The sequence below is a fragment of the Parashewanella spongiae genome, assembly GCF_004358345.1.
GTDB lineage: Bacteria > Pseudomonadota > Gammaproteobacteria > Enterobacterales > Shewanellaceae > Parashewanella > Parashewanella spongiae.
Map to the genome: position 1 here is coordinate 2,719,608 of NZ_CP037952.1, position 26,270 is coordinate 2,745,877.

General features: G+C 36.2%; 26 protein-coding genes. 12 read left to right on the plus strand and 14 right to left on the minus strand.

All coding sequences use genetic code 11. From position 1 onward, the window contains the following. Positions 1-103 precede the first annotated feature (103 nt). Complete coding sequence (gene clpS, locus E2I05_RS10600; protein WP_121852397.1) at positions 104-412, plus strand: ATP-dependent Clp protease adapter ClpS; 309 nt, start codon at positions 104-106, stop codon at positions 410-412. Between the two features lie 45 nt (positions 413-457). After that, on the plus strand, positions 458-2,719 hold the full coding sequence (clpA, locus tag E2I05_RS10605) for an ATP-dependent Clp protease ATP-binding subunit ClpA (RefSeq protein ID WP_133309631.1): 2,262 nt from the start codon (positions 458-460) through the stop codon (positions 2,717-2,719). 66 nt (positions 2,720-2,785) lie between these two features. Here the strand turns inward: clpA and infA are convergent, their stop codons facing one another. The 3 genes from infA to aat form a co-directional block, all read right to left on the minus strand. Continuing rightward, on the minus strand, positions 2,786-3,004 hold the full coding sequence (gene infA, locus E2I05_RS10610) for a translation initiation factor IF-1 (protein ID WP_025820228.1): 219 nt from the start codon (positions 3,002-3,004) through the stop codon (positions 2,786-2,788). Between the two features lie 162 nt (positions 3,005-3,166). After that, entirely contained in the window at positions 3,167-3,877 is a 711-nt protein-coding gene (locus E2I05_RS10615) for an arginyltransferase (protein ID WP_121852395.1), read from the minus strand. 10 nt (positions 3,878-3,887) lie between these two features. Continuing rightward, positions 3,888-4,592: a leucyl/phenylalanyl-tRNA--protein transferase gene (gene aat, locus E2I05_RS10620; RefSeq protein ID WP_121852394.1), complete on the minus strand. Its 705-nt coding sequence runs from the start codon at positions 4,590-4,592 to the stop codon at positions 3,888-3,890. Positions 4,593-4,641: 49 nt separating this feature from the next. Between aat and E2I05_RS10625 the strand changes: the two genes are divergently transcribed. Beyond that, the gene (locus tag E2I05_RS10625; RefSeq protein WP_121852393.1) at positions 4,642-5,112 is read left to right on the plus strand and encodes an outer membrane lipoprotein; all 471 of its coding nucleotides are present in this window, start codon (positions 4,642-4,644) and stop codon (positions 5,110-5,112) included. A 107-nt stretch (positions 5,113-5,219) separates the two neighbouring features. Here the strand turns inward: E2I05_RS10625 and E2I05_RS10630 are convergent, their stop codons facing one another. Further along, positions 5,220-5,579 (minus strand): hypothetical protein, encoded by a 360-nt coding sequence (locus E2I05_RS10630; RefSeq protein ID WP_121852392.1) that lies wholly within the window; start codon positions 5,577-5,579, stop codon positions 5,220-5,222. Between the two features lie 196 nt (positions 5,580-5,775). Here E2I05_RS10630 and E2I05_RS10635 point away from each other — a divergent pair, with 196 nt between their 5' ends. Beyond that, positions 5,776-6,528, plus strand: coding sequence for a Nif3-like dinuclear metal center hexameric protein (locus E2I05_RS10635; RefSeq protein ID WP_121852391.1), 753 nt, complete (start codon positions 5,776-5,778; stop codon positions 6,526-6,528). Between the two features lie 541 nt (positions 6,529-7,069). Beyond that, positions 7,070-7,525: an HvfA family oxazolone/thioamide-modified RiPP metallophore gene (locus tag E2I05_RS10640; RefSeq protein ID WP_121852390.1), complete on the plus strand. Its 456-nt coding sequence runs from the start codon at positions 7,070-7,072 to the stop codon at positions 7,523-7,525. 55 nt (positions 7,526-7,580) lie between these two features. Here the strand turns inward: E2I05_RS10640 and minE are convergent, their stop codons facing one another. From minE to minC, 3 genes are read right to left on the minus strand one after another with little or no spacing between them, the layout of a single operon-like run. Then, positions 7,581-7,844 carry a cell division topological specificity factor MinE gene (gene minE / locus E2I05_RS10645; RefSeq protein WP_121852389.1) on the minus strand — a complete coding sequence of 88 codons (264 nt, stop codon included), beginning with the start codon at positions 7,842-7,844 and terminating at the stop codon, positions 7,581-7,583. A 3-nt stretch (positions 7,845-7,847) separates the two neighbouring features. After that, complete coding sequence (gene minD, locus E2I05_RS10650; protein WP_121852388.1) at positions 7,848-8,657, minus strand: septum site-determining protein MinD; 810 nt, start codon at positions 8,655-8,657, stop codon at positions 7,848-7,850. 21 nt (positions 8,658-8,678) lie between these two features. Continuing rightward, positions 8,679-9,344 (minus strand): septum site-determining protein MinC, encoded by a 666-nt coding sequence (gene minC, locus E2I05_RS10655; protein WP_121852387.1) that lies wholly within the window; start codon positions 9,342-9,344, stop codon positions 8,679-8,681. A gap of 123 nt (positions 9,345-9,467) precedes the next feature. On the opposite strand from minC, the gene E2I05_RS10660 reads away from it, so the two are divergent. The 3 genes from E2I05_RS10660 (at position 9,468) to E2I05_RS10670 (ending at position 11,520) form a co-directional block, all read left to right on the plus strand. Further along, positions 9,468-9,746: a YcgL domain-containing protein gene (locus E2I05_RS10660; RefSeq protein ID WP_121852386.1), complete on the plus strand. Its 279-nt coding sequence runs from the start codon at positions 9,468-9,470 to the stop codon at positions 9,744-9,746. 219 nt (positions 9,747-9,965) lie between these two features. After that, positions 9,966-10,988, plus strand: coding sequence for a lytic murein transglycosylase (locus E2I05_RS10665; RefSeq protein WP_165905437.1), 1,023 nt, complete (start codon positions 9,966-9,968; stop codon positions 10,986-10,988). Between the two features lie 91 nt (positions 10,989-11,079). Continuing rightward, positions 11,080-11,520: a YcgN family cysteine cluster protein gene (locus E2I05_RS10670; RefSeq protein WP_121852384.1), complete on the plus strand. Its 441-nt coding sequence runs from the start codon at positions 11,080-11,082 to the stop codon at positions 11,518-11,520. A 43-nt stretch (positions 11,521-11,563) separates the two neighbouring features. On the opposite strand, the gene dsbB is transcribed toward E2I05_RS10670, so the two are convergent. After that, positions 11,564-12,082: a disulfide bond formation protein DsbB gene (gene dsbB / locus E2I05_RS10675; protein ID WP_121852383.1), complete on the minus strand. Its 519-nt coding sequence runs from the start codon at positions 12,080-12,082 to the stop codon at positions 11,564-11,566. A 70-nt stretch (positions 12,083-12,152) separates the two neighbouring features. Beyond that, complete coding sequence (gene nhaB / locus E2I05_RS10680) at positions 12,153-13,742, minus strand: sodium/proton antiporter NhaB (RefSeq protein ID WP_121852382.1); 1,590 nt, start codon at positions 13,740-13,742, stop codon at positions 12,153-12,155. Positions 13,743-14,046: 304 nt separating this feature from the next. Between nhaB and fadR the strand changes: the two genes are divergently transcribed. Continuing rightward, on the plus strand, positions 14,047-14,763 hold the full coding sequence (gene fadR / locus E2I05_RS10685; RefSeq protein WP_121852381.1) for a fatty acid metabolism transcriptional regulator FadR: 717 nt from the start codon (positions 14,047-14,049) through the stop codon (positions 14,761-14,763). Positions 14,764-14,799: 36 nt separating this feature from the next. On the opposite strand, the gene E2I05_RS10690 is transcribed toward fadR, so the two are convergent. The 3 genes from E2I05_RS10690 to E2I05_RS10700 form a co-directional block, all read right to left on the minus strand. Further along, positions 14,800-16,344 carry a SpoVR family protein gene (locus tag E2I05_RS10690; RefSeq protein WP_121852380.1) on the minus strand — a complete coding sequence of 515 codons (1,545 nt, stop codon included), beginning with the start codon at positions 16,342-16,344 and terminating at the stop codon, positions 14,800-14,802. A 169-nt stretch (positions 16,345-16,513) separates the two neighbouring features. Then, the gene (locus tag E2I05_RS10695; RefSeq protein WP_121852379.1) at positions 16,514-17,788 is read right to left on the minus strand and encodes a YeaH/YhbH family protein; all 1,275 of its coding nucleotides are present in this window, start codon (positions 17,786-17,788) and stop codon (positions 16,514-16,516) included. 56 nt (positions 17,789-17,844) lie between these two features. Next, a complete protein-coding gene (locus tag E2I05_RS10700; protein WP_121852378.1) occupies positions 17,845-19,779 on the minus strand; it encodes a PrkA family serine protein kinase in 1,935 nt (644 codons plus the stop codon). 771 nt (positions 19,780-20,550) lie between these two features. On the opposite strand from E2I05_RS10700, the gene E2I05_RS10705 reads away from it, so the two are divergent. Further along, positions 20,551-22,119: a methyl-accepting chemotaxis protein gene (locus E2I05_RS10705; RefSeq protein ID WP_121852377.1), complete on the plus strand. Its 1,569-nt coding sequence runs from the start codon at positions 20,551-20,553 to the stop codon at positions 22,117-22,119. A 245-nt stretch (positions 22,120-22,364) separates the two neighbouring features. Here E2I05_RS10705 and E2I05_RS10710 read toward each other — a convergent pair whose 3' ends face one another. Together E2I05_RS10710 and E2I05_RS10715 are read right to left on the minus strand one after the other, a co-directional pair. Next, a complete protein-coding gene (locus E2I05_RS10710; RefSeq protein WP_121852376.1) occupies positions 22,365-22,760 on the minus strand; it encodes a hypothetical protein in 396 nt (131 codons plus the stop codon). Positions 22,761-22,791: 31 nt separating this feature from the next. Then, complete coding sequence (locus tag E2I05_RS10715; protein WP_244935382.1) at positions 22,792-24,261, minus strand: S41 family peptidase; 1,470 nt, start codon at positions 24,259-24,261, stop codon at positions 22,792-22,794. 567 nt (positions 24,262-24,828) lie between these two features. Here E2I05_RS10715 and E2I05_RS10720 point away from each other — a divergent pair. Further along, on the plus strand, positions 24,829-25,635 hold the full coding sequence (locus E2I05_RS10720; protein WP_121852374.1) for a glucosaminidase domain-containing protein: 807 nt from the start codon (positions 24,829-24,831) through the stop codon (positions 25,633-25,635). After that, positions 25,635-26,258, plus strand: coding sequence for a DUF2987 domain-containing protein (locus tag E2I05_RS10725; RefSeq protein WP_121852373.1), 624 nt, complete (start codon positions 25,635-25,637; stop codon positions 26,256-26,258). Before E2I05_RS10720 ends, E2I05_RS10725 begins: the two co-directional genes overlap by 1 nt. The last annotated feature ends 12 nt before the right edge of the window (positions 26,259-26,270 follow it).

The following is a 26,270-nucleotide window of genomic DNA, read 5'->3' on the forward strand; positions in this document are numbered from 1 at the left end:
TCGTTAGTAAATTTTAATTTATTCACTTAAAAAACTGAATTAGTTACTGTAGTGTAGATGTGCAAGCTTGAAGTCAAGTCAAAAACTAGGTGTTATTAATAAAATGAGTAAAATAGGTAGCATAGAACAACTCGAAGATGTTGTTGAAACAGAAGTTGCCCCTCCGTCAATGTATCAAGTCATACTCAATAACGATGACTATACTCCAATGGACTTTGTTGTAGAAATATTGCAAACATTTTTTAACAAAAATGAACAAGAATCCACGGATATTATGTTAACCATACATCATCAAGGTAAGGGGGTTTGTGGTGTTTATCCTTTTGATATAGCAGAAACAAAAGTACTGCAAGTTAATCAGTTTTCAAGAGATCATGAACATCCATTGCTTTGTTCGCTAGAGAAAATATGAAAATAGATTACGCTGTATATATAGGATTATTTTTTTGGGGGGCATATGCTAAATAAAGATTTAGAGATAACGTTAAATTTAGCATTTCAACAAGCAAAAAATTCACGTCATGAATACATGACAGTTGAACATTTATTACTCGCACTTTTGGATAACCCATCTGCACGTGAAGCTTTACTCTCATGTGGCGCTGATATTGATAAACTTCGAGATGAAGTCGCTCGCTTTATTGAACAAACAACACCGTTGATGACAGATCCTGATCTTGAAAAGGAAACTCAACCAACCCTAGGTTTTCAAAGGGTTCTTCAACGCGCCGTATTCCACGTTCAATCTTCGGGTCGAAACGAAGTTACAGGTGCAAATGTACTTGTTGCCATTTTTAGTGAACAAGAATCACAAGCTGTCTATTTATTAAGACGTTGCGATATTACACGTTTAGATGTTGTCAATTTCATCTCTCACGGTGTTTCAAAAACTGAGGATACGGAAAGCGCAATCAGTTTTGAAAGTGACGATTCTGATGTTAATACAGAAGAAGAACGCAGTATTCTGAGTCAATTCACGACTAATTTAAATGCTCAGGCTGAAAGGGGGGAGATAGATCCACTAATAGGCAGAGATAATGAAATAGAAAGGACAATTCAAACCCTCTGCCGTCGTAGAAAAAATAACCCTCTACTCGTTGGCGAAGCTGGTGTTGGCAAAACCGCAATTGCCGAAGGCTTGGCCTTGAAAATACATTCAGGAGAAGTCCCTGATGTAATGGTTGATGCAACGGTTTATTCGTTAGATCTTGGCGCCTTACTTGCGGGCACTAAATATCGAGGGGACTTTGAAAAGCGATTTAAAAGTCTTTTAAAAGAGCTTTCATCGGATGAACACTCAATTCTATTTATCGATGAAATCCATACTATTATTGGTGCAGGAGCGGCATCAGGTGGAGTGATGGATGCCTCAAACCTGCTAAAGCCACTTCTTTCTAGCGGAAACCTTCGATGCATGGGCTCAACGACTTTTCAAGAGTTTCAAAACATTTTTGATAAAGATAAAGCGTTAGCTAGGCGTTTTCAAAAAATTGATATTAACGAACCCACAGTTGCAGAAACAACTTTGATCCTTAAAGGCTTAAAGAGCAAGTATGAAGATCATCATAGTGTACGTTATACGCTTTCTGCTTTAAGTACCGCGGCAAAACTAGCTGCAAAACATATAAATGATAGACACTTACCTGATAAAGCTATAGATGTTATTGATGAAGCTGGCGCTCGTATGGTGATGCAGCCATCAAGTAAAAGAAAAAAAACAATTGGGCAAACAGAGATTGAAGAGATTATTGCCAAAATAGCAAGGATCCCAACTAAGACTGTTACTGCCACGGATAAGGATGTTCTAAAAAATCTCGAAAGAAATTTAAAAATGGTGGTGTTTGGTCAGGACAAAGCCATTGAAAGCTTAAGCTCAGCAATTAGACTATCACGCAGTGGATTGAGTACTGAACAAAAACCTGTTGGCAGCTTTTTATTTGCAGGCCCAACAGGTGTAGGTAAAACAGAAGTGACTAATCAATTAGCCTCTTGTTTAGGTATGAAACTTCTGCGGTTTGACATGTCTGAATATATGGAAAGCCATGCCGTAGCCCGTTTGATTGGTGCGCCACCAGGGTACGTAGGTTATGAGCAGGGTGGATTACTCACTGATGCAGTGATAAAACAACCCCACAGTGTTGTGCTACTCGATGAGATAGAAAAAGCTCATAGTGACGTTTATAACCTGCTATTACAAGTTATGGATCATGGTACTTTAACTGATAATAATGGCAGAAAAGCTGACTTTAGAAATGTCACGTTAGTGATGACAACGAATGCTGGGGTGCAAGAAACAATCAGGCAATCAATTGGTTTCCAACAGCAAGATCACAGTGCAGATGCATTATCAGAAATAAACCGTGTTTTTTCTCCAGAATTCCGTAATCGACTGGACTCAATCATTTGGTTTAATCACCTCGATATGACTGTTATTGCAAAAGTTGTTGATAAATTCTTAGTTGAACTTCAAGCTCAACTTGACGAAAAGAGTGTCAATTTATCAGTAACAGATGAAGCTAGAACGATGTTATCTGAAAATGGGTATGATAAAAACATGGGCGCTAGACCTATGAGTCGAGTAGTAACTGACTTATTGAAAAGACCGTTAGCTGATGAAATCCTATTTGGGAACCTAATGGATGGTGGTACAGCAGTTGTTGATGTCGTTGATGGTAAGATTAAGGTAAAAACTGAAGGTGTAAAAAAATTAGTTAATTAAATCTTAGTAGGTTATCGAGCAATAGAAAAACCCGGAGCACCGGGTTTTTCTTTGCTTGAAGTCTAATTAGCGTGCACGGAAAACGATGCGCCCTTTAGTTAAGTCATAAGGTGTCAATTGCACCGTTACCTTATCACCAGTAAGAATACGAATGTAGTTTTTACGCATTTTTCCAGAGATATGCGCAGTAACAACGTGACCGTTTTCAAGTTCTACACGAAACATTGTGTTCGGCAAGGTTTCAAGGATAGTGCCTTGCATTTCAATGTTGTCTTCTTTCGCCATTAAATAATAGTCCCATTAGCCTTCAAATATAAAAATCGGGCGTATCATGCCCCAATTTCAGGCTAGTGTAAAGAGTAGGTTAGTATCAATATGAAACAATTGGCCTAATTCATAAGTTAATATTTCAAAAATGCATAGTGCGAGTTTAATAAATACAACAAGTTATTCAGGTTTCCATCCATTCTCAGTTAATATCTGAAATGGACGATAATTTTTTTTATAACTCATTTTTCTATTACCATCTACTTGAAAACCAAGGTAAAGGTAGTCTTTATTTAGTTTTTTTGCTAATTCGATTTGGAGAAGGATTAAGTAACTTCCCAAAGAGTGCTTATCGTAACTAGTAGAAAAAAAGCTATAAACAGCACTTATACTGTTGTTCAAAACATCAGAAACCGCAACGCCAATTAAAATATCTTCGTCATATAACTCTATAAATTGTGGTTGCAGCCAATCACAGAATAAAAAATGTTGATATTGCTCTTTAGTTGCAGGAAACATTGGTCCATCATCATGACGTTCGTTGATGTAACGCTCATAAAGATAGAAATATTCATCCTTTGCCGTTGAGCTGCATTTCCAAATGAAATTGATGTTTTTTTTGACAGTTCGCTTTTGACGTTTTGAGTGACAAAAACGCTGAACAGGTAATCTTATTGGGCGACATTGACTACAAAATTGGCAATGAGGTTTATAAATTGCATTGCCGTTTCTCCTAAAACCGAGGGTTAGTAATCTTTCATAAATCAGATAATCTAAAGGATATTCAGTCAAAGTTAAAAGCTGTTCTTGTTGATTATCCAAATAACTACAAGGGAAAGGCTTTGTTAGGCCAAAATAAATAGACTCGTTTTCATCTGTTTCTTCAGTCAATTTCTACGCCTCATTCATCAAGTATTTTGGGCTGCCAACAATTATTATTTGGGTGTAATGATTTTAACTGCGAAAGTAATTTTATAAAGTGATTTCTGTTTATTGTTTTTGCGCCTAAACTTTTTAAATGAGGGTTCATAAGTTGGACATCGATCAAAGCAAAATTATTTGACTGAAGATGTTTATCTAACTCATACATTGCAACCTTAGATGCATTTGTTCGGGTGTGAAACATCGACTCTCCACAGAACACTCGTCCCACGCTAACCCCATAAAGCCCGCCAATGAGCTCTTCACCTTCCCAAACTTCAAGTGAATGTGCTTGGCCAATTTCGTGCAAATTTATATAGGCTTGCTGTATTTCATCTGTAATCCAAGTACCTTGATGTTTCTCCCTAAGTTTGGCACATTGCTTAATTACTTGAGAGAAACTTTTGTTGATAGAGATTGTCCACAAACTTTTTCGAATAAATTTGCTTAAGCTACGGCTGATATGTAATTGACCAGGAATTATTACAGCCCTTGGGTCGGGTGACCACCACAGAACAGGATCTTCTTGGTTAAACCACGGAAATATGCCATTCCAATATGCAGATAAGAGTCTTTCTGTTGATAAACTCCCACCAATGGCTAACAGTCCATTCGGCTCATCAAGTGCTAAACTTGTGTCAGGAAAAGGCTGATTAGTATCAGAAAGAAAAGTTAATGAATTCACAGTTATCTAATTTTTTTAAACTTAATTATAAATTAGCGGAAAAATGGCCATGTTGAAACCTAAAATGTTTACTTTGTTATTTCTATGTCTACTAACAAGTATTACTCATGCAACCCCTTATAATAGAAATAAAGCTGAACCAGTAGAGAAAGTTATATATGGAGATATAGTATCGGTAAGAAATATCACACAAAAAGAATTAGTAACGGATAAAAACAGAGGATGGAAAACATTTGGCGGTGCAATACTTGGTGGCATAGTCGGAAATCAGTTTGGTAAGGGAAGCGGTAGGGATATTGCTACTGTGCTCGGTGCGTTAGCTGGAGGGACAATTGCATCTCAAAGTAATAATCAACCAAGATACAAACAATACCAGCTTGTAGAACTAATGATTAAACAAGACGACAGCCAAACCGTGATGATTATACAAGAAAAAGATTCAGGAATGATTTTCAACTCTGGAGATAGAGTGAGAGTAGTTTATCTTATAGGGCGTGTACGAGTTGATTTAGCGATGTAAATTAGATTAAAACTTTTTGAGTCTAGCAACTCAGTTATCCCGTGCTACCTGAAGATATATCTTCAAACATCACGGGCAAAAATAGCAAAGATTTTATTATTTATAACTTAAAAACCACGAGGCAAAGTAAAAGTACCGCCGATGGTAGTAAGGCGTTCTAACCACAGCTCTTTTGGTAACTTGCCGACGATTGTACTTTTAGTTTTTTTCGATGTCATTTTCTGAACTATTGGAGCTGTTTTATTTTTTGGTTTAGCTTCAGCTACAGGCTTTGTCTTAACACTATCAGATGATGAACCTGAATTAAAAGATTCTAACATAGATTCTAGTTCGCCAAATCTCAGTGATTTTCCACCATCAATTTTGTACCAACTACCTTTTTGTTCGATGGCAACCTTACGGCCTTCATGATTTAAAATAGCAGCTTCTAAGGCACTGATTGTTTCTTCTTTGGTCAATTTAGACATGGTATAACCTATTTGTTATTAATCTGTTGCAACATATTTTATGTAATTCTAGCTCTTAACAGAACATAAAGTCCAATCGAGCTGTTGTTGCATTGTTGCAAAGTGAAAATATCATGTTATTAAAAGCTGTTTTTGGGTTAAGTTCATGGCCATGTTAATATTAATTTCAGTAGAGAAATGATATTGGAAGCCCCTAATGACACGAAATGAGTTAATAAGCTATTTAGATAACTACCTAAATGTACAGCAGTATAAAGACTATGCACCCAATGGTATTCAGGTTGAAGGGAGAGACCAAGTTAGACGAATTATTACTGGTGTTACCGCTTGCCAATCACTCATTGAAGAAGCTGTAAAACTAAATGCTGATGCTATTTTGGTACATCATGGCTATTTTTGGAAAGGTGAGCCACAGGTGATTGTGGGGATGAAACAGCGTCGAATTAAAACCCTACTAATGAATGATATAAGCCTTTTCGGGTATCACTTACCATTGGATGGACATCCTGTTGTAGGTAATAATAAACAACTAGGTGTAAAGTTAGGAATATTAAATCCTACAGTAATCGATGGTGTCGAACAAAACCTCATTTGGAAAGGTGACTTGATTGAAGCTATACCTGCTTCAGAGTTCTCAAATCTAATAAATATGAAGTTAAATCGTAAACCGTTGCATATTGGTGAACCCAATTCATTAATTAAGTCAGTTGCGTGGTGCACAGGAGGAGCTCAAGACTATATAGACATTGTTGCAAACCTCAACATTGATGCTTTTATCAGTGGTGAGGCATCTGAGAGAACCTTTCACAGTGCTACCGAGCAAACCATTCACTACTTTGGGGCTGGACATCACGCGACAGAGAAATATGGAGTACAAGCCTTGGGTGAGCATTTAGCAAATCAATTTGGTCTTGAACATCATTTTATTGATATTCCCAACCCTATTTAATCTTAACGTTTTTTTGTATTAGACTTTTAATCTATACATTATTCAAACTGGCTGTAAGACAGAGACTTATTTGTATATTACTTTGATTGTAAGGTGTTAGACCAATCCACATTCAATAGTGATCGCTCAGTAAGAGCGAAAGGCTTTCAGTACAAGGCGCAAGTTTGCAATACTAGCGGGATAATATAAAAACTTGTAACGCAGTAATGGCCTTCTTCCTTCTTGCCCTTTAGGAGCTTACCAGCGACCAAACTACATCATCTAATTGGCTTGATGTAGAACAGCTGTGACACTTCCAATTAGGTTTGTATTGTGCTCGCTGATAGAGCACTGAGTAGATCAAATTTGAGTAAGGATTGGTTTTACTGCACACTTAGGGATCTAGCGATTTAGAAAGTACCAATCTTTGTCATGCCAGCAAAGGCACTAGACTACCGAGATACAAAACTGTCGTTACTTTGTTTCCAGCCTGCGCTGGAGTGACGAGAACTCATCGGTATACTTTCTTCCGCAACTGTCCTTATTTAAAATAGGTACTGCTATGAAATCGCATATTCAAAAAGTTATTGTTCTAACTATTGGCACTGTAGCGCTCTGTCCTTATGCCCATTCAACCAGCATAGGATTCAAGTTTCAAAATATTACCAAAGATCAAACTAAAGTACTTTACATGGGATCATGTGGAAATCAAATAGGAACTGGGGTTAAGACAAGAGAAGGGAACTGCGGAGGGAAAAAAGGGCACGAAGGAAGTTGTGGCGGAAAGCTTTCACAACAAGGCAAATGTGGTGAAGGTAGATGTGGATCCATGAGTTCTCATAAGGGAAAGTGTGGTGAAGGTAAATGTGGAGAAAAAATGACAGGAAAAGCCGCAAAAAGTGGTGAAGGAAAGTGTGGAGGAAAGACAGCACATGAAAGCAAATGTGGAGGAAGCATGTCTGCAGAAGGTAAGTGTGGTGAGGGACGTTGTGGAACTAAAAAAGAAGATCGTTTCTGAAATTAAACACATTAAAGCTTGAAAACTGTTCAAGCTTTAATGTTTAACAAATTAGTTATTTCACCCCGTCGGGGAGAGTAACATTTAACTCAAGCACAGAAAGATTTTCATCATTTTGATCTACGTGAACTGAGACTTGATCCTCGGATATCTGTACGTATTTTCTGATAACTTCAACAATTTCCTGTTTCATCTTAGGAAAGTAATCAGGTGTACTTTGCGCTCCTCTTTGATGAGCAACAATAATTTGTAATCTTTCCTTGGCTAAAGATGCCGAGGAGGATTTTTTATTTATTTTAAAATAATCAATAAGAGACATAATTTAGCTTCCAAATATCCTTTTTAATAATCCTTTCTTTTGTTCTTCTACAAATCGCAAAGGCAAATTTTCACCTAATAAACGAGCAACAGCGTCAGAGTATGCAAGTCCTGCGTCACTAGCTTCATCTAAAATTACAGGAACTCCCGAATTAGAAGCTTTGAGAACAGCTTGAGATTCCGGAATTACACCGAGTAATGGAATAGCAAGAATTTCAGATACATCATCAACACTAAGCATTTCCCCAGATTTTACTCTAGATGGTGAATAGCGAGTTAAAAGTAAAAATTCTTTAATGGGTTCAAGGTTCTGTTCTGCTCTTCGAGATTTACTTTGTAGCATCCCTAAAATTCTGTCTGAATCTCGTACAGAGCTAACTTCAGGGTTTGTTGTTACAATGGCAATATCTGTAAAATATAAAGCCATCATTGCGCCTTGCTCAATCCCTGCTGGCGAATCACAAACAATATAATCGAATTGTTTTGACAATTCATCTAATATTCGACCAACACCTTCTTTCGTTAGAGCATCCTTATCACGAGTCTGTGAAGCAGGCAAAATAAATAGATTTTCACAGCGCTTATCTTTTATCAGAGCTTGATTGAGATTTGCTTCTTGATTGATAACATTGACAAAATCATAAACTACGCGCCGTTCACAACCCATTACTAAATCAAGGTTCCGTAAACCAATATCAAAATCAATAACTACAGTTCTATTGCCTTTCATAGCTAAACCAGTTGCAATCGCAGCACTGGAGGTGGTCTTTCCGACGCCACCTTTTCCGGATGTGACAACAATGATTTGTGCCATATATTTTTCCTTATTTAGCAACTAAAGTGCTAAAGATTCAATAATTAAAGATTTATTTTTTAAGCGAATGCAAGCTGATAGCCCATCGCAATGCTCTTGTAAACTTTCTGTTAACCAATACTGACCAGCAATAGAAACAAGTTCAGCTTCAGTTTTTTTTGCAATGATTATAGAGTGTTCATCACCAGAAGCCCCAGCCATTGCTTTGCCACGTAGGGCTCCATAAATATGAATATTCCCATCAGCGATAACTTCAGCCCCATTACTCACTGCACCAATAACGATGAGATCAGCATTTTTTGCATATATTTGCTGACCTGAACGAACTGTTTTTTTGACTAACATTGTTGTTCTTGCAGGTGGAGGAGGGCAATTAACTGATTTTCCGGATTTCATAATCGCAAGACCAATTGATTTAGCTTGCTGATTAATGGATTGTGCAGCACCTGTAATCCCTACAATAACAAGTTTTTTATTCGATAAGATATCTCTTAATGCTATCAGATCAAAATTATCATTATCGATAAGTGAGAAGTTTAACACTAGTGGTGCACCCAAAAAAAATTGAGGTGCCTGATTAAGCTTGTTATCTAACTCTCTAGATAACAGCTGCAAATCTGAACTTTTTAAATGAAGAACAGATAAAGTAAAGGATGAACCCTTTAACTCGAGATTTGATTCTAGCATCCCGGCTTACGCGCTCCTGAATTTCATCAGATATTATACTGATTCAGATTATTTTTTTATAGCATCATGTTATAGTGTGAACCATTAACTGGCAAGCTGTAACCTAGGGATTTGTAGACAAATATGATATGTGCTGTTTATAAAAGTAGTTTAAAAGAAGAAACATATCTTTTTATAGAGAAAAAAGGGCAGTTTGATAATGTGCCAGAGCCTTTATTAGCAATGTTTGGTACTCCTCAATTACTCATGCTTTTGCCTCTCAGTAAAAGAGAAAAGTTAGGCATTGCTGACATAAACAGAGTAAAAGAAGAAATTCTTAACAAAGGGTTTTACTTACAAATTCCACCTCCAAAAGAAAACTTACTGGACATTCACCGGAAAGAGCTTGGGGTAGAGGCCTAGAGCACACCAAATTGGTGGGTATGACAATATTTACCCATCATGATTATTGGTTTTTAAAGCTAACCTCGTCACTAATTTCAACAAAAACATGTTGTTTTACACTGTCGTTACGCTAGTATTCATACTTAAGTATTATAATAATTAAGCTTGACCACTTTATATTGTTTACTTAATGACAATAACCCAATGCTTAATTTGTTATACATGGACGGTTTATATATGGCAGTTATTAGAACAATAAGATCGGGGTTATTCTGTACAAGTTTACTTCTTGCTCACTCACTTTCAGCTGAAGAACAAAGTTTTCGACAATACGCAGATTCTATAAATCAAGAAGCAATACAGCTAGGTGTAACAGAGCAAACGATTTCTATAATTGAAGAAAAATTAAAATATTTTCGAAAAAAAGTAATAAATAATAATGCCGATTCTAGTTCTGAAGTACATTTCGAAGATTTTTTAACCAAATCACTTGCGGATGAAAAAGTAGACAAGTTACTTAATTTATTTATTACCTACCATCAGCAGCTCACAGAAATTGGTGAACATTACCAAGTTCAACCACGATTTATTCTTGCATTGTGGGGGGAACTTTCAAACGCGGGTACCAGCTTAGATTCCTTTTCCGTTTTATCAGTAATGTTATCAAAAGCTTTTATTAGCCAGTCTGATTTTGACAGAAATCAATATCTTGCTGCCGCAGAGGCATTAAATAGAAATATGGTGAGTATCGAAGAACTGAATAGTGATCATAACGGCTTAATGGGACAGTTAAAAATATCTCCTAAGTTTTTTGAGAAATACGGTCAAGACTGGGACTCTGACGGTAAATTTGATATTTGGCATAATAAGTTAGACAGCTTTGCTACTATTGCCTATTTTTTACAGCAGTCAGGTTGGGATAACTCTCTAACTTGGGGAAGGCAAGTTAAGATTAAAAGCAATTTAACAGAGCCAAAAGATAGTTACCTCGGCACTAAAAGTTTCGCCCAATGGGGAAAACTTGGCGTTACAAAGTTTACCGGAAGTCCTCTTCCAAACCGCCCTGATGTTTTAGCCACTTTCCTTACACCTGCTAACACAAAAGACCGTCATTTTTTAATTTATAAAAATTATAAAATCATCAAAACATGGCCTAATTTTGATGATTATAAAAGCCTAAGCGTCCTCTTTCTTTCTGAGCGCCTAAATGCCTCCATCAAGAAATGGCGAAGCAAGCAGCAACTACAAACTGAAACATGACTATCCAATTTTAATTTTTATTTCTATGTTGGGGTAAAGGATGATGTTTTGTAGTAATATATTTATCCTTTTTTCATTATAAAAAACTATTATGCCGTTCTGGGAATCAAAATCACTTGCTGAAATGTCTACTGAAGAGTGGGAATCATTATGTGATGGTTGTGGAAAATGCTGTTTAAACAAACTCATCGATGATGATACAGAAAAACTTTACTATACAAATTCGGCCTGCAAACTCCTAAACCTCAAACAGTGTAGTTGTAAAAAATACAAAAATCGTTTGAGTATAATTCCAGAGTGTACCGTTATTAAGATCCAAGATTTGCCTGAATTAGATTGGCTTCCTGAAAGTTGCGCATATAAACGTTTATATTTAGGGCAAAAGCTTCCAAGTTGGCATCCACTTATCACAGGCTCAAAGAGTGAAATGCATAAAAAGGGTATGTCTGTAAGAGGAAAGGCCGTTTGCAAAACAAAAATCGACGATATTGAAAATCACATAGTTTCTTGGCCTTTAGAGTTTATAGAATAAAAGAGTACTAACAACCATAAGGTTAGTACTCTAGAGCTATTCGTTAATCTTTTCTGAGAGATCCAAATAATGAAGGCAGAGAAAATAGTCCAAAAGTTATTATATAAATGATAAATACCACTACCATCCATTCTCCCATGGTTACATTAAATAAACTCCAAGGACTATCGCTACACATGCCGGTAGGCATAAAGACAGAAGGTAACCACTCATGAAGTGGCATCCAATTTGGAAACTCAGGTAAAAATGAACAAGTAGCGAATGGAGATGGGTTAGATTGTAGCTGAACAAGCTCAATGGCAACTTTCAAGCCCCAAGCAGCACTTACTCCCCACAATAAAACCCCAATGCTCCTAAATGCCCTAGATTTTGGGTTTATAAAACCAATAAACCCTGCTGCAAAGATTCCAAAAATGGCGAGTCGTTGATATATGCACATCACACACGGATCAAGCTTCATGAAGTACTGAAACCAAAGAGCGGTTATTTCTAATCCCAATGCGGTTCCAATTAATAACAGCCATGATATTCTTTTTTGAGAGAAAATAGTTAACTGGTTCAAATCAAGCTCCGTTTACAAATAGCCCTCCAATTGGAGGGCTAATATTATCGATATCAACACAATTTAAATGTTAATGGCTAGAAACCGCCGTTTCTAAAACTTCGCTCACCGTATGATGCATTAATAATTGTGAATCATAAAAATACTGAGTGAGATCTTCCAGTAATCCCATTTGAATACACATTACGCCAACAATAGATAAAACAATTGTGTAAGGTAATGCCATCCAAACCATACGACCATAAGATAAACGTATAAGTGGAGCTAATGCCGAAGTCAATAAGAATAAAAAGGCTGCTTGTCCATTTGGAGTTGCTACTGAAGGTAAGTTTGTACCCGTGTTAATGGCCACTGCAAGTAAATCGAATTGGTCTCTTGTAATTTGACCATTAATCAGAGCCGTTTTAACTTCATTAATGTATACCGTACCTACAAAAACATTATCACTTACCATCGATAACAAACCATTTGCAATATAAAAAACAACAAGCTGAGTGTTTCCTTCGAAACTCAGAGCCCATTGAATCACTGGTCCAAATAGTTGTTGGTCAATAATTACACCAACAATAGCAAAGAAGACAGCTAATAATGCTGTGAAAGGTAAAGCTTCTTCAAATGCTTTCCCTAATGCATGTTCATCTGTGATTCCGTTAAACGCGGTATTAATTATGATTACAGACAATCCAATGAGACCTACAGAAGCAAGATGGAATGCTAAACCAACAACTAACCATACGCCTACAAGAGCTTGGACAATTAGTTTAACTTTATCTTTTTGTGTTCTAGTTCGGTCTTCATGTTCTGCGTAATCTGATAAGATTTTGTGAACAGCCTCTGGTAATTGAACACCATAGCCACAAATCTTGAATTTCTCTACCAAACCACAAGTAATAATACCAGCGATAAAAACAGGAAAAGTGACTGGTGACATTCTAAGTGCGAACTCACCGAATCCCCAGTTTGCTTGTGCCGCGATAATCAAGTTTTGAGGTTCACCGACCATGGTACAAACACCACCAAGAGCCGTACCTACACCAGCATGTAACAGAAGATTACGTAAAAAGCCGCGGAAGTTTTCGAGTTCTTCCTCGTTAAGTTGCTGTCGTTCTTCTTTTGTGTGGTCATGCTCATCATGGAAGTTCTTACCTGATGCAACTTTATGATAAATCGAATAGAAACCAACAGCTACAGCAATTACTACAGCAATCACTGTAAGAGCATCTAAAAAAGCTGATAAAAAAGCTGATGATGCACAGAAGAGCAAAGAAACTACAATCTTAGATCGAACACGGGTAATAATTTTAGTAAAGCCAAAAAGTAACAGCTGCTTCATGAAATAAATGCCCGCAACCATAAAGATTAAAAGTAGTAATACTTCAAGGTTAGCTTGAATTTCATGTAACACTTGGTATGGGGATGTCATACCAATTGCGACAGCTTGAAGAGCCAGTAAGCCTCCGGGTTGTAAAGGATAACACTTTAAAGCCATCGCCAAGGTGAAGATGAACTCGATTACAAGAAGCCAACCAGCTGCAAATGGGTCGACAAAAAAGAAAACTAAAGGGTTAATAATTAAACAAGCTAAGATAGCGATTTTGTACCACTTAGGCGATTGGCCTAAGAAGTTATCAATAAACGCCTGACCCATTGTCAATGGCATAAGGTTTCTCCAACTCTTATTTGTACCTAGATACCTTTCTAGGAATTAACGAAAATAATTAATCGACTTACTTTAGACGAAAAAACAAATAAATAAAATTACAGTTAATCGTCAAAACATCAAAACTTGATGTTAATGACAAAATAGTAGAGTTTTAATTAAAAAATTGCTATCTCTGTCGTACACATGAAGTAAAAAAGTGCCATATTTCTTCATTTTTGGTGAATTGAGGAGTTTTTATTTGCCCTCGCTCTGGTATGATCAGTTTATTAGACATGAATCTTGATAGTGGAAAATTAGGCTGATGATAATCAATGCCAAAGGACCTGCGAGTTTTGCAGAAAAGTATATCGTACGTTCTATTTGGGACAATAAATTTGCTCCTGGCACTATATTGCCTGCCGAACGAGAGTTATCTGAGCTAATTGGAGTAACAAGAACCACATTACGTGAAGTTTTACAGCGCTTGGCAAGAGATGGTTGGTTGACCATTCAGCATGGGAAACCAACAAAAGTAAATAACTTTTGGGAAACATCAGGCTTAAATATTCTCGAAACTATTGCAGACTTAAACCCTGAAGGTTTTCCTCTATTAGTTGACCAATTACTTTCTGCTCGAACTAATATAAGTACAATTTTCTTTAGAGCCGCAGTTCGAACTAACCCTCAGATCGTTGTTGAAGTTTTAGAACAAACTCATGATATTGAAGATACTGCTGAAGCCTATAGCGAATTTGATTACCAGCTTCATCATAAACTTGCTTTCTCTTGTGGGAATCCGCTTTACGTACTAATTTTGAATGGCTTTAAAGGGTTATACAGTCGTGTAGGTCGTTATTACTTTTCTAGCTCAGAAGCAAGAAAACTTGCTCTCGATTTTTATAAGAAACTTGAAAAGCTGTCAATTGAAAAAGATTATGAATCTGTTCCAAGCCTTATGCGTGAATATGGGATGGCGAGTGGAAGATTATGGGCATCTTTAAGAGATTCGATGCCTGCTGAAATTGCCCACGAAAGTTAAAGTTTTATTCGATAGAATGTATAAAATGCCATTACTTTAATTAGTTGATGGCATTTTTTTGTCCTCATTTTCAAATTTTAGCTCAGGACAACTCGATAGATATTTTACTTCTCCACTTAATGCCTGTTCTTCTATGTGTACGTTAAATTTCCATAACCTATGCAAATGCTTCATCACCTCAATGTAATCATCAGCGAGTGGTATTGAATTAAAAGGAACATGCCGTAATGTTAATGATCGGTCTCCGTTAACATCGACGCGTTGAATTTGAATATTAGGTTCAATATTAGATAAGTTATATTGTTGAGATAGCAATTTTCGTATTTCCTGATAACCAGAATCGTCATGTATTGCTGAAATGGTTAAATGGTCTTTTTCACTGTCATTCACAACGCTGAAAAGTTTAAAATCTCTCATGAGTTTCGGTGATAAATACTGGCTGATAAAGCTTTCATCTTTAAAGTTTTTCATTGCAAAGTGAACTGTTTCTAACCAGTCAGATCCAGCGATATCAGGAAACCATCTTTTATCTTCTTCAGTTGGCGATTCACAAATACGCTTAATATCGCAAAACATATTAAAGCCTAGTGCATAGGGGTTTATGCCTTGATAGTAAGGGCTATCAAAATTTTGCTGTTTAACAACGCTTGTATGGCTCTGCAAGAATTCAAGCATAAATCTATCTGTTACTACTCCATCATCATATAAATGATTCAAGATTGTGTAATGCCAAAACGTCGCCCAGCCTTCATTCATAACTTGGGTTTGTTTCTGTGGGTAAAAATACTGTGCAATTTTCCTAACTATTCGAACAATTTCTCTTTCCCATGACTCCAATAGTGGGGCGTTTTTTTCGATAAAGTAGAGAATGTTCTCTTGAGCATCTTCCGGAAAACATTTCTGTTCGATTATATTTTTCTTTTGATAAGTGTTAGGAAGTGTTCGCCATAAATCATTAACTTGGCTTTGCAAATACTCTTCACGTTGCTTTTGTCTAGCTTGTTCTTCTTTAAAAGAAATTTCAGAAGGACGTTTGTACCTATCTACACCATAATTCATAAGTGCATGGCAAGAGTCTAGAAGGTTTTCAACCTTTTCTTTCCCGTGAGCCAACTCACATTTCAATATATACTCTTTTGCAAAGACCAAATAATCTATGATTGAACTTGCATCAGTCCAAGTTGTAAACAGATAATTGTTTTTAAAAAAACTATTATGTCCATAGCAAGCGTGTGCCATAACAAGTGCCTGCATAGTAATTGTGTTTTCTTCCATTAAATAAGAGATACATGGATCGGAATTAATGACAATTTCATAAGCCAGCCCCATTTGACCACGCTTATAACCTTGTTCTGTTTGAATGAATTTTTTCCCAAAAGACCAATGAGTATAACTAACAGGCATACCAATAGCCGCATAAGCATCCATCATTTGTTCTGCAGTTATGATTTCAATTTGATTTGGATAACTATCAAGACCATAGTAATTAGCAACTTTATCAATTTCAGATTCATATAAACTTAAAAGCTCAAAGGACCATTCTGGACCATCATCTAAAGGGTATTTTATTTCTGTTGTCATAATCTTTTCCCTTAACTGGTTTGCTTTTTAAACAAATCCATTTCCTGAAATTTTTTTGTCATACCTGCATAAGCCGGTATCCAGTGACTTTTATTGAAAAGAGCTAAAGACGCTAGACTCCTGCCTTCTCAGGAGTGACGCGAAACCTGTGTCTGGTTTAATTCTATATTCATGCACTATTTGACTGACGTTTGAATAGCTCTCTGAAAACAGGATAAATATCACTTATTTGTTTAATGTGTTGAACAGTCATATTATCGAAATCATTTTGCAGCTTCTGGTATTGCTTCCATAAAGATTGATGTGCTCGTTGAGTGATCTCAATATAGCTATAGTACCGAACAACTGGTAGTATGTTTTTTGTTAACGTTTCTACACATTTATTGCAATCATCCGCCCAATTATCACCATCTGAAGCTTGTGCCACATAGATGTTCCACTCATTCTCTGGGAAACGTTTTTTTTGTATCTCTGTTACAAGATTCAACGCACTAGAGACTATGGTTCCTCCTGTTTCTTGAGAATAAAAGAACTCTTGTTCATCAACTTCTTTAGCTTGAGTATGATGCCTTATGAAAACAACATCGAGATTTTTATAAGTGCGAGTAAGGAATAAATACAACAATATATAAAATCGTTTTGCCATATCTTTTGTTGCTTGATCCATTGAGCCTGATACATCCATGATACAAAACATTACCGCTTGAGATGATGGAATTTCATGCTTTGCATAATTGTTGAATCTTAAATCAAAGGTATCAATAAAGGGTACTCTTTTGATTCGTCCCTCAAGGCTTTGAATAATATTTTTTTTCCTTTCAATTTCATCGATGTCAGAACCCGGAACATTAAACAGTTTTTCGAGTTCAATCTTAGTCTGCTCTAATTCTTTTTTCTTACTTACAGTTAGTGCAATCCGTCTTGCTAATGAAGATTGTAAAGAGCGAACAATGTTGATGTTTGCAGGAACACCATCATTAGTAAAACCAGCTCTATGTATCTGGTATTCTGAAATTTTATTAAGTTCAGTGTTTTGTAAATTTGGTAACTCTAGATCTTCAAAAAGTAGCTCTAAATACTCATCTTTTGATATCTGGAAAATGAAATCATCATCTCCATCTCCAGTATCGGAAGCATTCCCGTCACCAGAACCACTTTGTTCACCGCTATCAGGGCGAGGGATTTTGTCACCTGCCGTAAACTCTTTATTTCCTGGATGAACTTGCTTGCGAATTCCACCAGAGCCTTGGTGGAAAATAGGCTCAGATAGATCTTTAGTAGGAATGCTTATGCTTTCACCTGTATCTATATCAGTCACACTTCTTTGGGTTACAGCATCGCTAACAGACTTTTTAATCTTAGATTTATACCTTTCAATAAATCTTTGCCGATTAACAGTACTCTTACCTTTGGCATTTAGCCGTCTATCAATAAAATTAGCCATCAATCCTCCTCATAATGGGTTAGAATTTATACCCACTAGATAATTCTGTTAAAAACCTATGAGGATTTTCTCACTCGCAAATACCACTCAGAGAGAAGTCTGACTTGCTTTTGTGTGTAGCCTTTTTCCATCATTCGATTGACGAAGTCATCATGTTTTCTTTGATCATCAGTTGAGGTTTTAGCATTGAATGAAATGACAGGTAATAAGTCTTCAGTGTTTGAAAACATTTTCTTTTCAATTACTGTTCTTAATTTTTCATAGCTTGTCCATAACGGATTGTTTCCTTCATGATTAGCACGAGCTCTTAGTACAAAGTTAACAATCTCGTTACGAAAGTCCTTTGGGTTACTAATTCCTGCAGGTTTTTCTATTTTCTCTAATTCAGAATTTAAAGAGGTTCTATCAAATAATTGTCCTGTTTCAGGATCCCGATATTCTTGATCTTGAATCCAAAAATCAGCGTAAGTGACATATCGGTCAAAGATATTTTGTCCGTATTCAGAATATGACTCTAAATAAGCTGTTTGTATTTCTTTTCCTATAAACTCAACATATTTAGGAATTAAATATCCTTTCAAAAATTCTAAATATCGTTCGCCTATGTCTTGTGGAAATTGCTCTTGTTCAATTTGTTTTTCAAGAACGTAAAAAAGATGGACAGGGTTAGCTGCAACTTCTGTTTTATCGAAATTAAACACTCTAGACAATATTTTAAAAGCGAAACGTGTTGATAACCCAGTCATACCTTCATCAACTCCTGCAAAATCTCGATATTCTTGATATGACTTAGCTTTAGGATCTGTATCTTTTAGTGACTCACCGTTATATACACGCATTTTCGAATAAATAGATGAATTTTCAGGGACCTTTATTCTTGATAACACAGCGAACTTTGCCAAAATATCTAGTGTTGAAGGTGCACAGGGTGCATCTGAAAGTTCAGAATGTTTAATGAGTTTATTGTAAATCCTGATCTCTTCAGTAATACGGAGACAATAGGGGACTTTAACGATGTAAACACGATCTAAGAATGCTTCATTGTTTTTATTATTTCTAAATGTTGACCATTCAGATTCATTAGAATGAGCAAGAATGATTCCATTATATGGCAGTGCTGATAAGCCCTCGGTACCATTGTAGTTTCCTTCTTGTGTTGCTGTAAGAAGTGGGTGTAAGACTTTTATTGGAGCTTTGAACATCTCTACGAATTCCATTACACCTTGATTTGCTCGACATAGTGCTCCTGAGTACGCATAAGCATCCGCATCGCTTTGTGAAAAATGTTCTAACTGTCTAATATCTACTTTACCTACTAGTGATGAAATATCTTGATTATTTTCATCACCAGGTTCCGTTTTTGCGATAGCAATCTGATCTAAAATTGAAGGAAATGCTTTCACTACTTTAAATTTAGAAATATCACCGCCAAATTCATGCAAACGCTTAACAGCCCATGGAGACATGATGTCTTTGAGATACCTTGAAGGAATGTTATATTCAATGTTTAAAAGCTTTCCATCTTCTTCTCTTGAAAATAAACAAAAAGGGTGATCATTAACAGGACTTCTTTCGCCATTTGCGCTCAGAACATATATAGGCATATGCTGCATTAATGATTTTAGTTTTTCAGCCAGCGATGATTTACCACCACCAACGGGGCCAAGTAGATATAGGATCTGTTTAGATTCTTCCATCCCTTGTGATGAATGTTTTAAATATGCAACAATTTGCTCAATGGCTTCTTCCATGCCATAAAAATCTGAAAAAGCAGGGTATTGCGTTATCACCCGGTTTGAAAAGATTCGACTTAGCACCGGATCTTTTGATGTATCGATAGTCTTAGGATCACCGATAGCGAGAAGAAGACGCTCAGCAGCCGACACATATGTACTTTTATCCTTAGCACAAATGTTTAAAAATTCTTCTAGCTCATACTCTTCGTCTAGTTTGTGTTCATAACGCTCTTGGTAATGTTCAAAAATACCCATAGTTTTTCCCTCAAAATGACGTAAAAATAATTTGAAAATTTACTTAGCGAATATTTTGAAGTTTAGACGTTTAAGGAAAGCTAGCAATAATATTGGCAATAAAAACAATGAAAAAGGTTGCATATGCAACAATCTAAGTGACTTAATTGGCCCGAATAATTTACTGAAAAATAATTTTCTAATGAGGTGTCCAATTAAAGATTTGGTTATTAATATCGCTATCTCCAACTAATGGCTCGGTTTACTCAATAAACTATACAATTATCATTATTAACCACCTTATTTCATTGCAATGACAGGGAAAGAAACCTCAAAGACTTTGAATCAAAAAATCATACGAATGTATACTATTTTATCAATTATGGTTTAGCAAAAATTAATTTTGTATACTGGGATTTTAGTTTTGTATTGTATTCTTCTCATTCCTGTTTACCGTTTATTTGAATTAAAACTCTAGAATGTTATTTTTTTGACAGCACAAATTTAAATATTTTCATTCACAACACCTATAAATGTCAGGTTTAAATATTGAGTCATCTAAAAAGCTCGAAATAAAAACCGATAAATAATAGGTGGTATAACATTTAATAATTCCACATCATTAACAGTGTCAATTTTTCAACTATAGCGAAATGTTAAATTGACTGTTAAAATCCCTTTTACTCGATTTATGCATATTTACGTAACAAAACAGCAAAAGTAAAGGTTGATAGTTATACGTAAATTTGTTCAGTTTTATTCTTTTTATTGTATCTGCAATTAGGGATTTTAATGCGTACAAACCTTCCTGTAACTCAACGAGAATATCCATTTGTAGGTTCTGAAAGGCTTATTTCATCTACCGATGCGAATGGAATAATCAAGCACTGTAATAAAGCATTCGCAGAAATGAGTGGATATACTTATGATGAACTAATAGATCAGCCACATAATATAATACGTCATCCAGATATGCCTGAACCGGTTTTTGCTGAAATGTGGAAGACGATTAAAAGCGGTAATGTTTGGATGGGTTTGGTTAAAAACCGTCGGAAAAATGGTGATCATTATTGGGTTAGTGCATTTGTAACTCCTGTGTTTGACGGAAAAACTTTAGTTGGATATGAGTCTGTACGAGTTTCTGCAGAAACCAGTGAAAAAGTCAGAGCAACTGCGGCTTATAAGAATTTATCGGCGGGAAAGAAATCAATTTCTCGAATGAAATCATATTATAATCATTTAATGGATTCAGTTTCGATTCTAGTACCTGTGCTTATTACTTCTATTATTCTTGGTGCTTTTTATTCTACATCAGCAGCTTTCGTGGCTGTCCTAATCGGTTTAATTAGTTTAATTTGGAACAAAACCGTTAGATATAAAGAATGGAAAAGCTTAATTGATATAAGCCCTAAATCATATTCGAACCAAGAAGTCGCTCAAACCTATTTTCCGGATATCGGTATTTATGCCAGAGCTAAATTAGTCTTAGCAACCGAAATATCTCGTACAAGAACGGCTTTAACCCGAATTAATGATTCCGTATCAAGTCTAGATGAAATAACCCAAGTAACAAAAACAGAAGCTAGCAAAACAGCTACAGTTGTTGAAGAACAAGGAAGCGCTACTCAACAAATAGCTTCTGCCGTTACTGAGATGTCTCAAGCTATTCAAGAAGTTTCTGAAAAAATAGAAGCAAATTCACAAAGTGCTGAACTTGCTATTAACAATGTAGATTCCGGTGCGCAACTTGCGAGTGAAGCACTTCGTGTTATTCACGACTTAAACGATTCAGTGCGCTCAATATCAAGTACTGTTGAAGAGTTGGCTGAATCCACCACTCAAATTGGACAAGCGGCAGATTTAATTACGTCCATAGCGGATCAAACTAATCTACTCGCACTGAATGCCGCCATAGAAGCTGCCCGGGCAGGGGAGCATGGTCGTGGCTTCAGTGTCGTAGCTGATGAGGTTAGAGCTTTAGCGTCTAAAACTCGAGAGTCTACCGATCAAATACACACTGTTGTTCAACAACTATCTAAACGAGCTTCTGTTGCTGTGGAGGCCTCAAAGCAAGGAGAGATCGCAGCAAATGAAGGAGTCGAAGTTGTTGATAGAACAAAAAATGCGTTAAATGAGATAAAAGAAGCAGTAAAACAAATAACAGACATGACATTCCATATGTCTGCTGCAGTTGAAGAACAAAGTTCAGTAGCTGATCATATTAATCAACAAATTGTAGATATCGCCGATGGCTCAACTCATACGAAAGATGCATCAAATCAATCATTAGCCGCTGCTGAGAACCTCGAAAAAACAGTGGGTGTATTCAGATCACTAATTGCACGTTTTGCAATTAAATAAAGTAGAGTAGACTACTGGCTTCGCTATCGCTTATCCAGTAGCCTACTTTACATAAAGATAGCGTGTTAGAAGATTTATTTGTTCTAAGTACCTGAGTATAAGTTATTGAGTACTTTTTTGTTCATAGGTTGAGTACAATACAAGACGTGGGGAGGGACGCATAGCGGTAGCTATGCAACCTGAGACACAACACTGTAGAGTGCTTAAGATATGAGCAAAATGTTTGATAATTTATCGTCAGGTACTTAACCTTCTGACGCTCTACAAACTAAGTTGTTTAATCGCTCAATTTTTCCTGATTGCTCTCTAAGAAAGCAGCCGTGAGCATCTATTTTAAGAAAAATAATGTAAGGCCGCTCAGATGAACGGTCGTTCATTAAACTACCGCTCAAACTCGAATGCTCCCTTCGTTCAATTACAAGCCGTGATTTTTTTACAAACACATTTTCAGATATGACCAGTGTTTTTAGTTTAAGTAAGTTTTTGAGCCCATTGGTGATCACCGCTGAATTCTGGGGGCTCAAGTCTATCATTGCTGGAGATGCCATATTATTTAATGTATTCGAATTATCTTCAATCATGGTACAAGCACATAAAATCAATACAATTAAAAGCATTGAGTTGTGATAAAAGATTTTCATCAAAATTGCACCATGACTATTTCCCTCTAAATTAGTGACTAATCAACACTTTATTTTGCATTATGGACTCAAATTTTAGGATAGGGCGATCTTGAATAGCTTTACCTGACAGCTCTTTATTCCGTGACAAAGCTAATTTACTCGTATTATTTGGTTGAGGGCAAGTTTGGTTGTTTCTATACTGTAATGCGGCTTTTAATAATGCTTCGTTGTTATCGCCTAGTTGGTGACTAAAATCGTCCAAAACAGAACAACCATGTAATTGATCACCTGTTATTGGATTACTGTTTGGGCTAAATCCTTCAGAGTAATCACCAAAGCCTTTGTTGTTTACGCCTTGAAACTGAATTGTGAAATAAGTGGTTCCACAATTTGGAGCTGGATAAAAGCCATAGGGTTTGCCGCAAGTTTTACCACCGATTTGTATTACTTCAACATCTATTCCCTTTAAACCATTCATAAAAGCTTCGCTGGCTGAACATGTGGAGTCTGTAGTCAAAACAAATACTCGTTGAAGGTCTAAAGAAGGCAGTAGGGTATTAGGTGCTAAAGAAAAATCAAGGCCAACATTATAAAAGGGTATTGGTTGTATAGTCTGACCAGTAATTGGATTAATAGTAGGATGTTTATCATTAAAATTAAGCAATTCAAATGTGCTAGTTTGAGAGTTTGATCCTGCAACCATGTAGGCTAATTGACTTGCGAGTGCTAATAACCCTCCACCGTTGTATCTTAAATCGACGATTAAATCTGTTACATTTTTCTCATTAAGATAAGACATGGAGTCAAAAAGCTCTTTCTCAGCTGTTGCGATATGTCTATTGAATTGGAAATAACCGACTTTACCCGTTTCGGTATCTATGACTTTAGTATTATGAACTGGACTGGATACCACTACCGAAGGTGTCATTGTAACACCGAATACAATACCTAAATTGGGGCGAGCGAATTCAAAAGAATAGTTATTGTCATCAGATATAGGAAACAATGCAGAATTTATAATGGCAATATCTGACTCTGAATTGGAGTTTATAACATCCACACCATTTACTGTTTGAATTACATCGCCACGTCTAATACTTGCTTCTGACGCGGGGCTATTTGGTTCAATGTATGCAACAACAACTTTTCTCGGAGGCGTCGCATTTATGACCTCAAACCTTGCGCCATACCCCAGTGAAGCTCCAGATTGATTTCTTTGCTCCCATTCTTCTGTTGACATAGAAAAATGAAAGTTATCCTTATTTGCACCACTTGGTGTTTGCTCATTTGTTTTTAGTTGTTCAAAATAATCAACTAAACTAAATGTATTGGGATTGTTATCAACTATTTCATCGAACCATAAATAAGTGTCATTGGACCAAGATCTTAACCACAACTTTTCGTGTAGTTCACTACCATTTTTATCTGGGAATGAACCACTTCTTGGGTTAGCACAAAAATCTTTAAACAGACTTTGATCTTGAAAGGTTCCTTGCTTCCACTCTAAATCAGAAGCCACTGGAGGAGTAGAGCTTTTATCATTATTAGAGCCTCCACAACCAGAAAGACTGAGAGTAATGAATACACATATCGACGAGCGTATTAATGACATTGTAAAGGCCTTTGATTATTTTTTAACATTATAATAACTTTAAACATGCCTTTTCTGCAATTACGCTTTTTTACAAATTTTTTATGCCTTCATATTTGATTTTGTAGTACACATAGTTTTTCAATATAATGCAGATATAACTTAGAATAAGAAAAAGTTATGATTACATTCTAGGGGCTGTTTATCTTTCGTGATTATTTTTGCAGCGATAAATTGGTCGTTTTATACAAGACAGAGCTTGTGCGGTTTGCTATTCCAAATAAGCAAGCGATAATGCAGTAGAAATGACCAATTTACGCTGTCTTAGATGGTTTTGAGCGTTCACTGTTCTGTGTTGTAACCCGTTTACTTAGATGACTAAGCTTCACGGCTTACGCCATGAACAGATAAACGCTCAAATAGCACAAAATTTAATCCTGAAAGATAAACAGCCCCTAATAATAAGAACATAATGCAAAAATTAAGGACAACTTATTGAAAACCGGCAGAATAGGAAAGTTTACATTAGCGCTGGGATCGGTCATCGTTATTATTTATGGATTAAGATTATATTTTTTGCCCACCACAGTAAACGAACAACATGAGTTAGTTTTAACAGCCAAAAATAGGCAGCAAGCACAAGCCTTGCCAGACTTTTCTGCAATCAAAGATATTCCTTCACGAAAACAAGCTTTTTTTGACTACTTAAGACCAATTGTGCAAAAAAGAAACACCATAATCGGTGAGCAACGTAGCTTTTTAACGTCGACACAAAGAACGTTAGAAGAAGGTCATCAACTTGATAATGCCGCACGATTCAGAGTTAAAAAAATAGCCAAGGAATATCAATTCAGTTTCACTAGAATCAATAAAAAGACAATAAGAAATTTATTGAAGCGAGTGGATGTTGTGCCTATTGACTTGGTTTTAGTGCAAGCAGCTAATGAATCTGGTTGGGGAAGTTCTAGATTTGCTAGAGAAGGACTAAATTTCTTTGGCCAATGGTGTTTTACAAAAGGTTGTGGTCTCGTCCCCAGCTCAAGAACAAAAGGATTGAGTCATGAAGTTAGCGTATTTGATTCAGTTGAAGATTCTATTGCATCCTATATGCGTAACCTAAATTCCAATGGCGCATATCGTTTATTCCGATCTATTCGAGCTGACTTGAGGAATCAAGGATTCGAGCCTGCAGCTGCAGAGCTAGCCTATGGCTTAATTAATTACTCAGAACGTCAAGAAGCTTATATTGATGAACTACTTGACATGTTACGTCACAATAAAAAGTATTTGGTGAAAAAATAATGTTCAGAAAACTGCTTCTTGTTACTTTAGCAACGATTTCTTTTTCAAGTCTTTCAGAAACAATATCCCTTGATTACAAAGGTTTTTATGACCGCATTAAAACGGTTAATAAAGGTAAATATAAACTAATTGAAATGGCATTTTTCGTTCCAACATCTCAAGATTGTCAAATAAAAAGCGGCTCAATTACAACAGAGAGTAAAAACTATCCTCTTACGTATAATTCAGAACAGCGTCTTTTACTTCCTTTCGATGAAAAATTAAAATCGAATAGAGCGCTTATTAATTTAAGCGTGTCAGGCAATGCAACGTTATGCTCAATTCAGATGAAGATTACGGAAAAACTTCCATCAAATACTTATGATAGCGCGCATCTGCAACAGTTAGAATCAGAAATGAATGAACTACTCTATAGTTTACAAGGGTTTCCTGTTAAATATTTTAGCGATCCAATTTCTGGTTTAAATTTTAACTTTAATGGCAAGAATGCAGAAGTTGTATTGGATGGGAAAGCTATTTCAATAGAGAAAGGTCAGTTTAAAATTACTAGTGCCAAAATAAAAAATACAGATAGTCTCCAATTCAGCCAAGTGCCTGATTCAGTTACACCTTGGTCTAAGTAATAATGAGGTTAA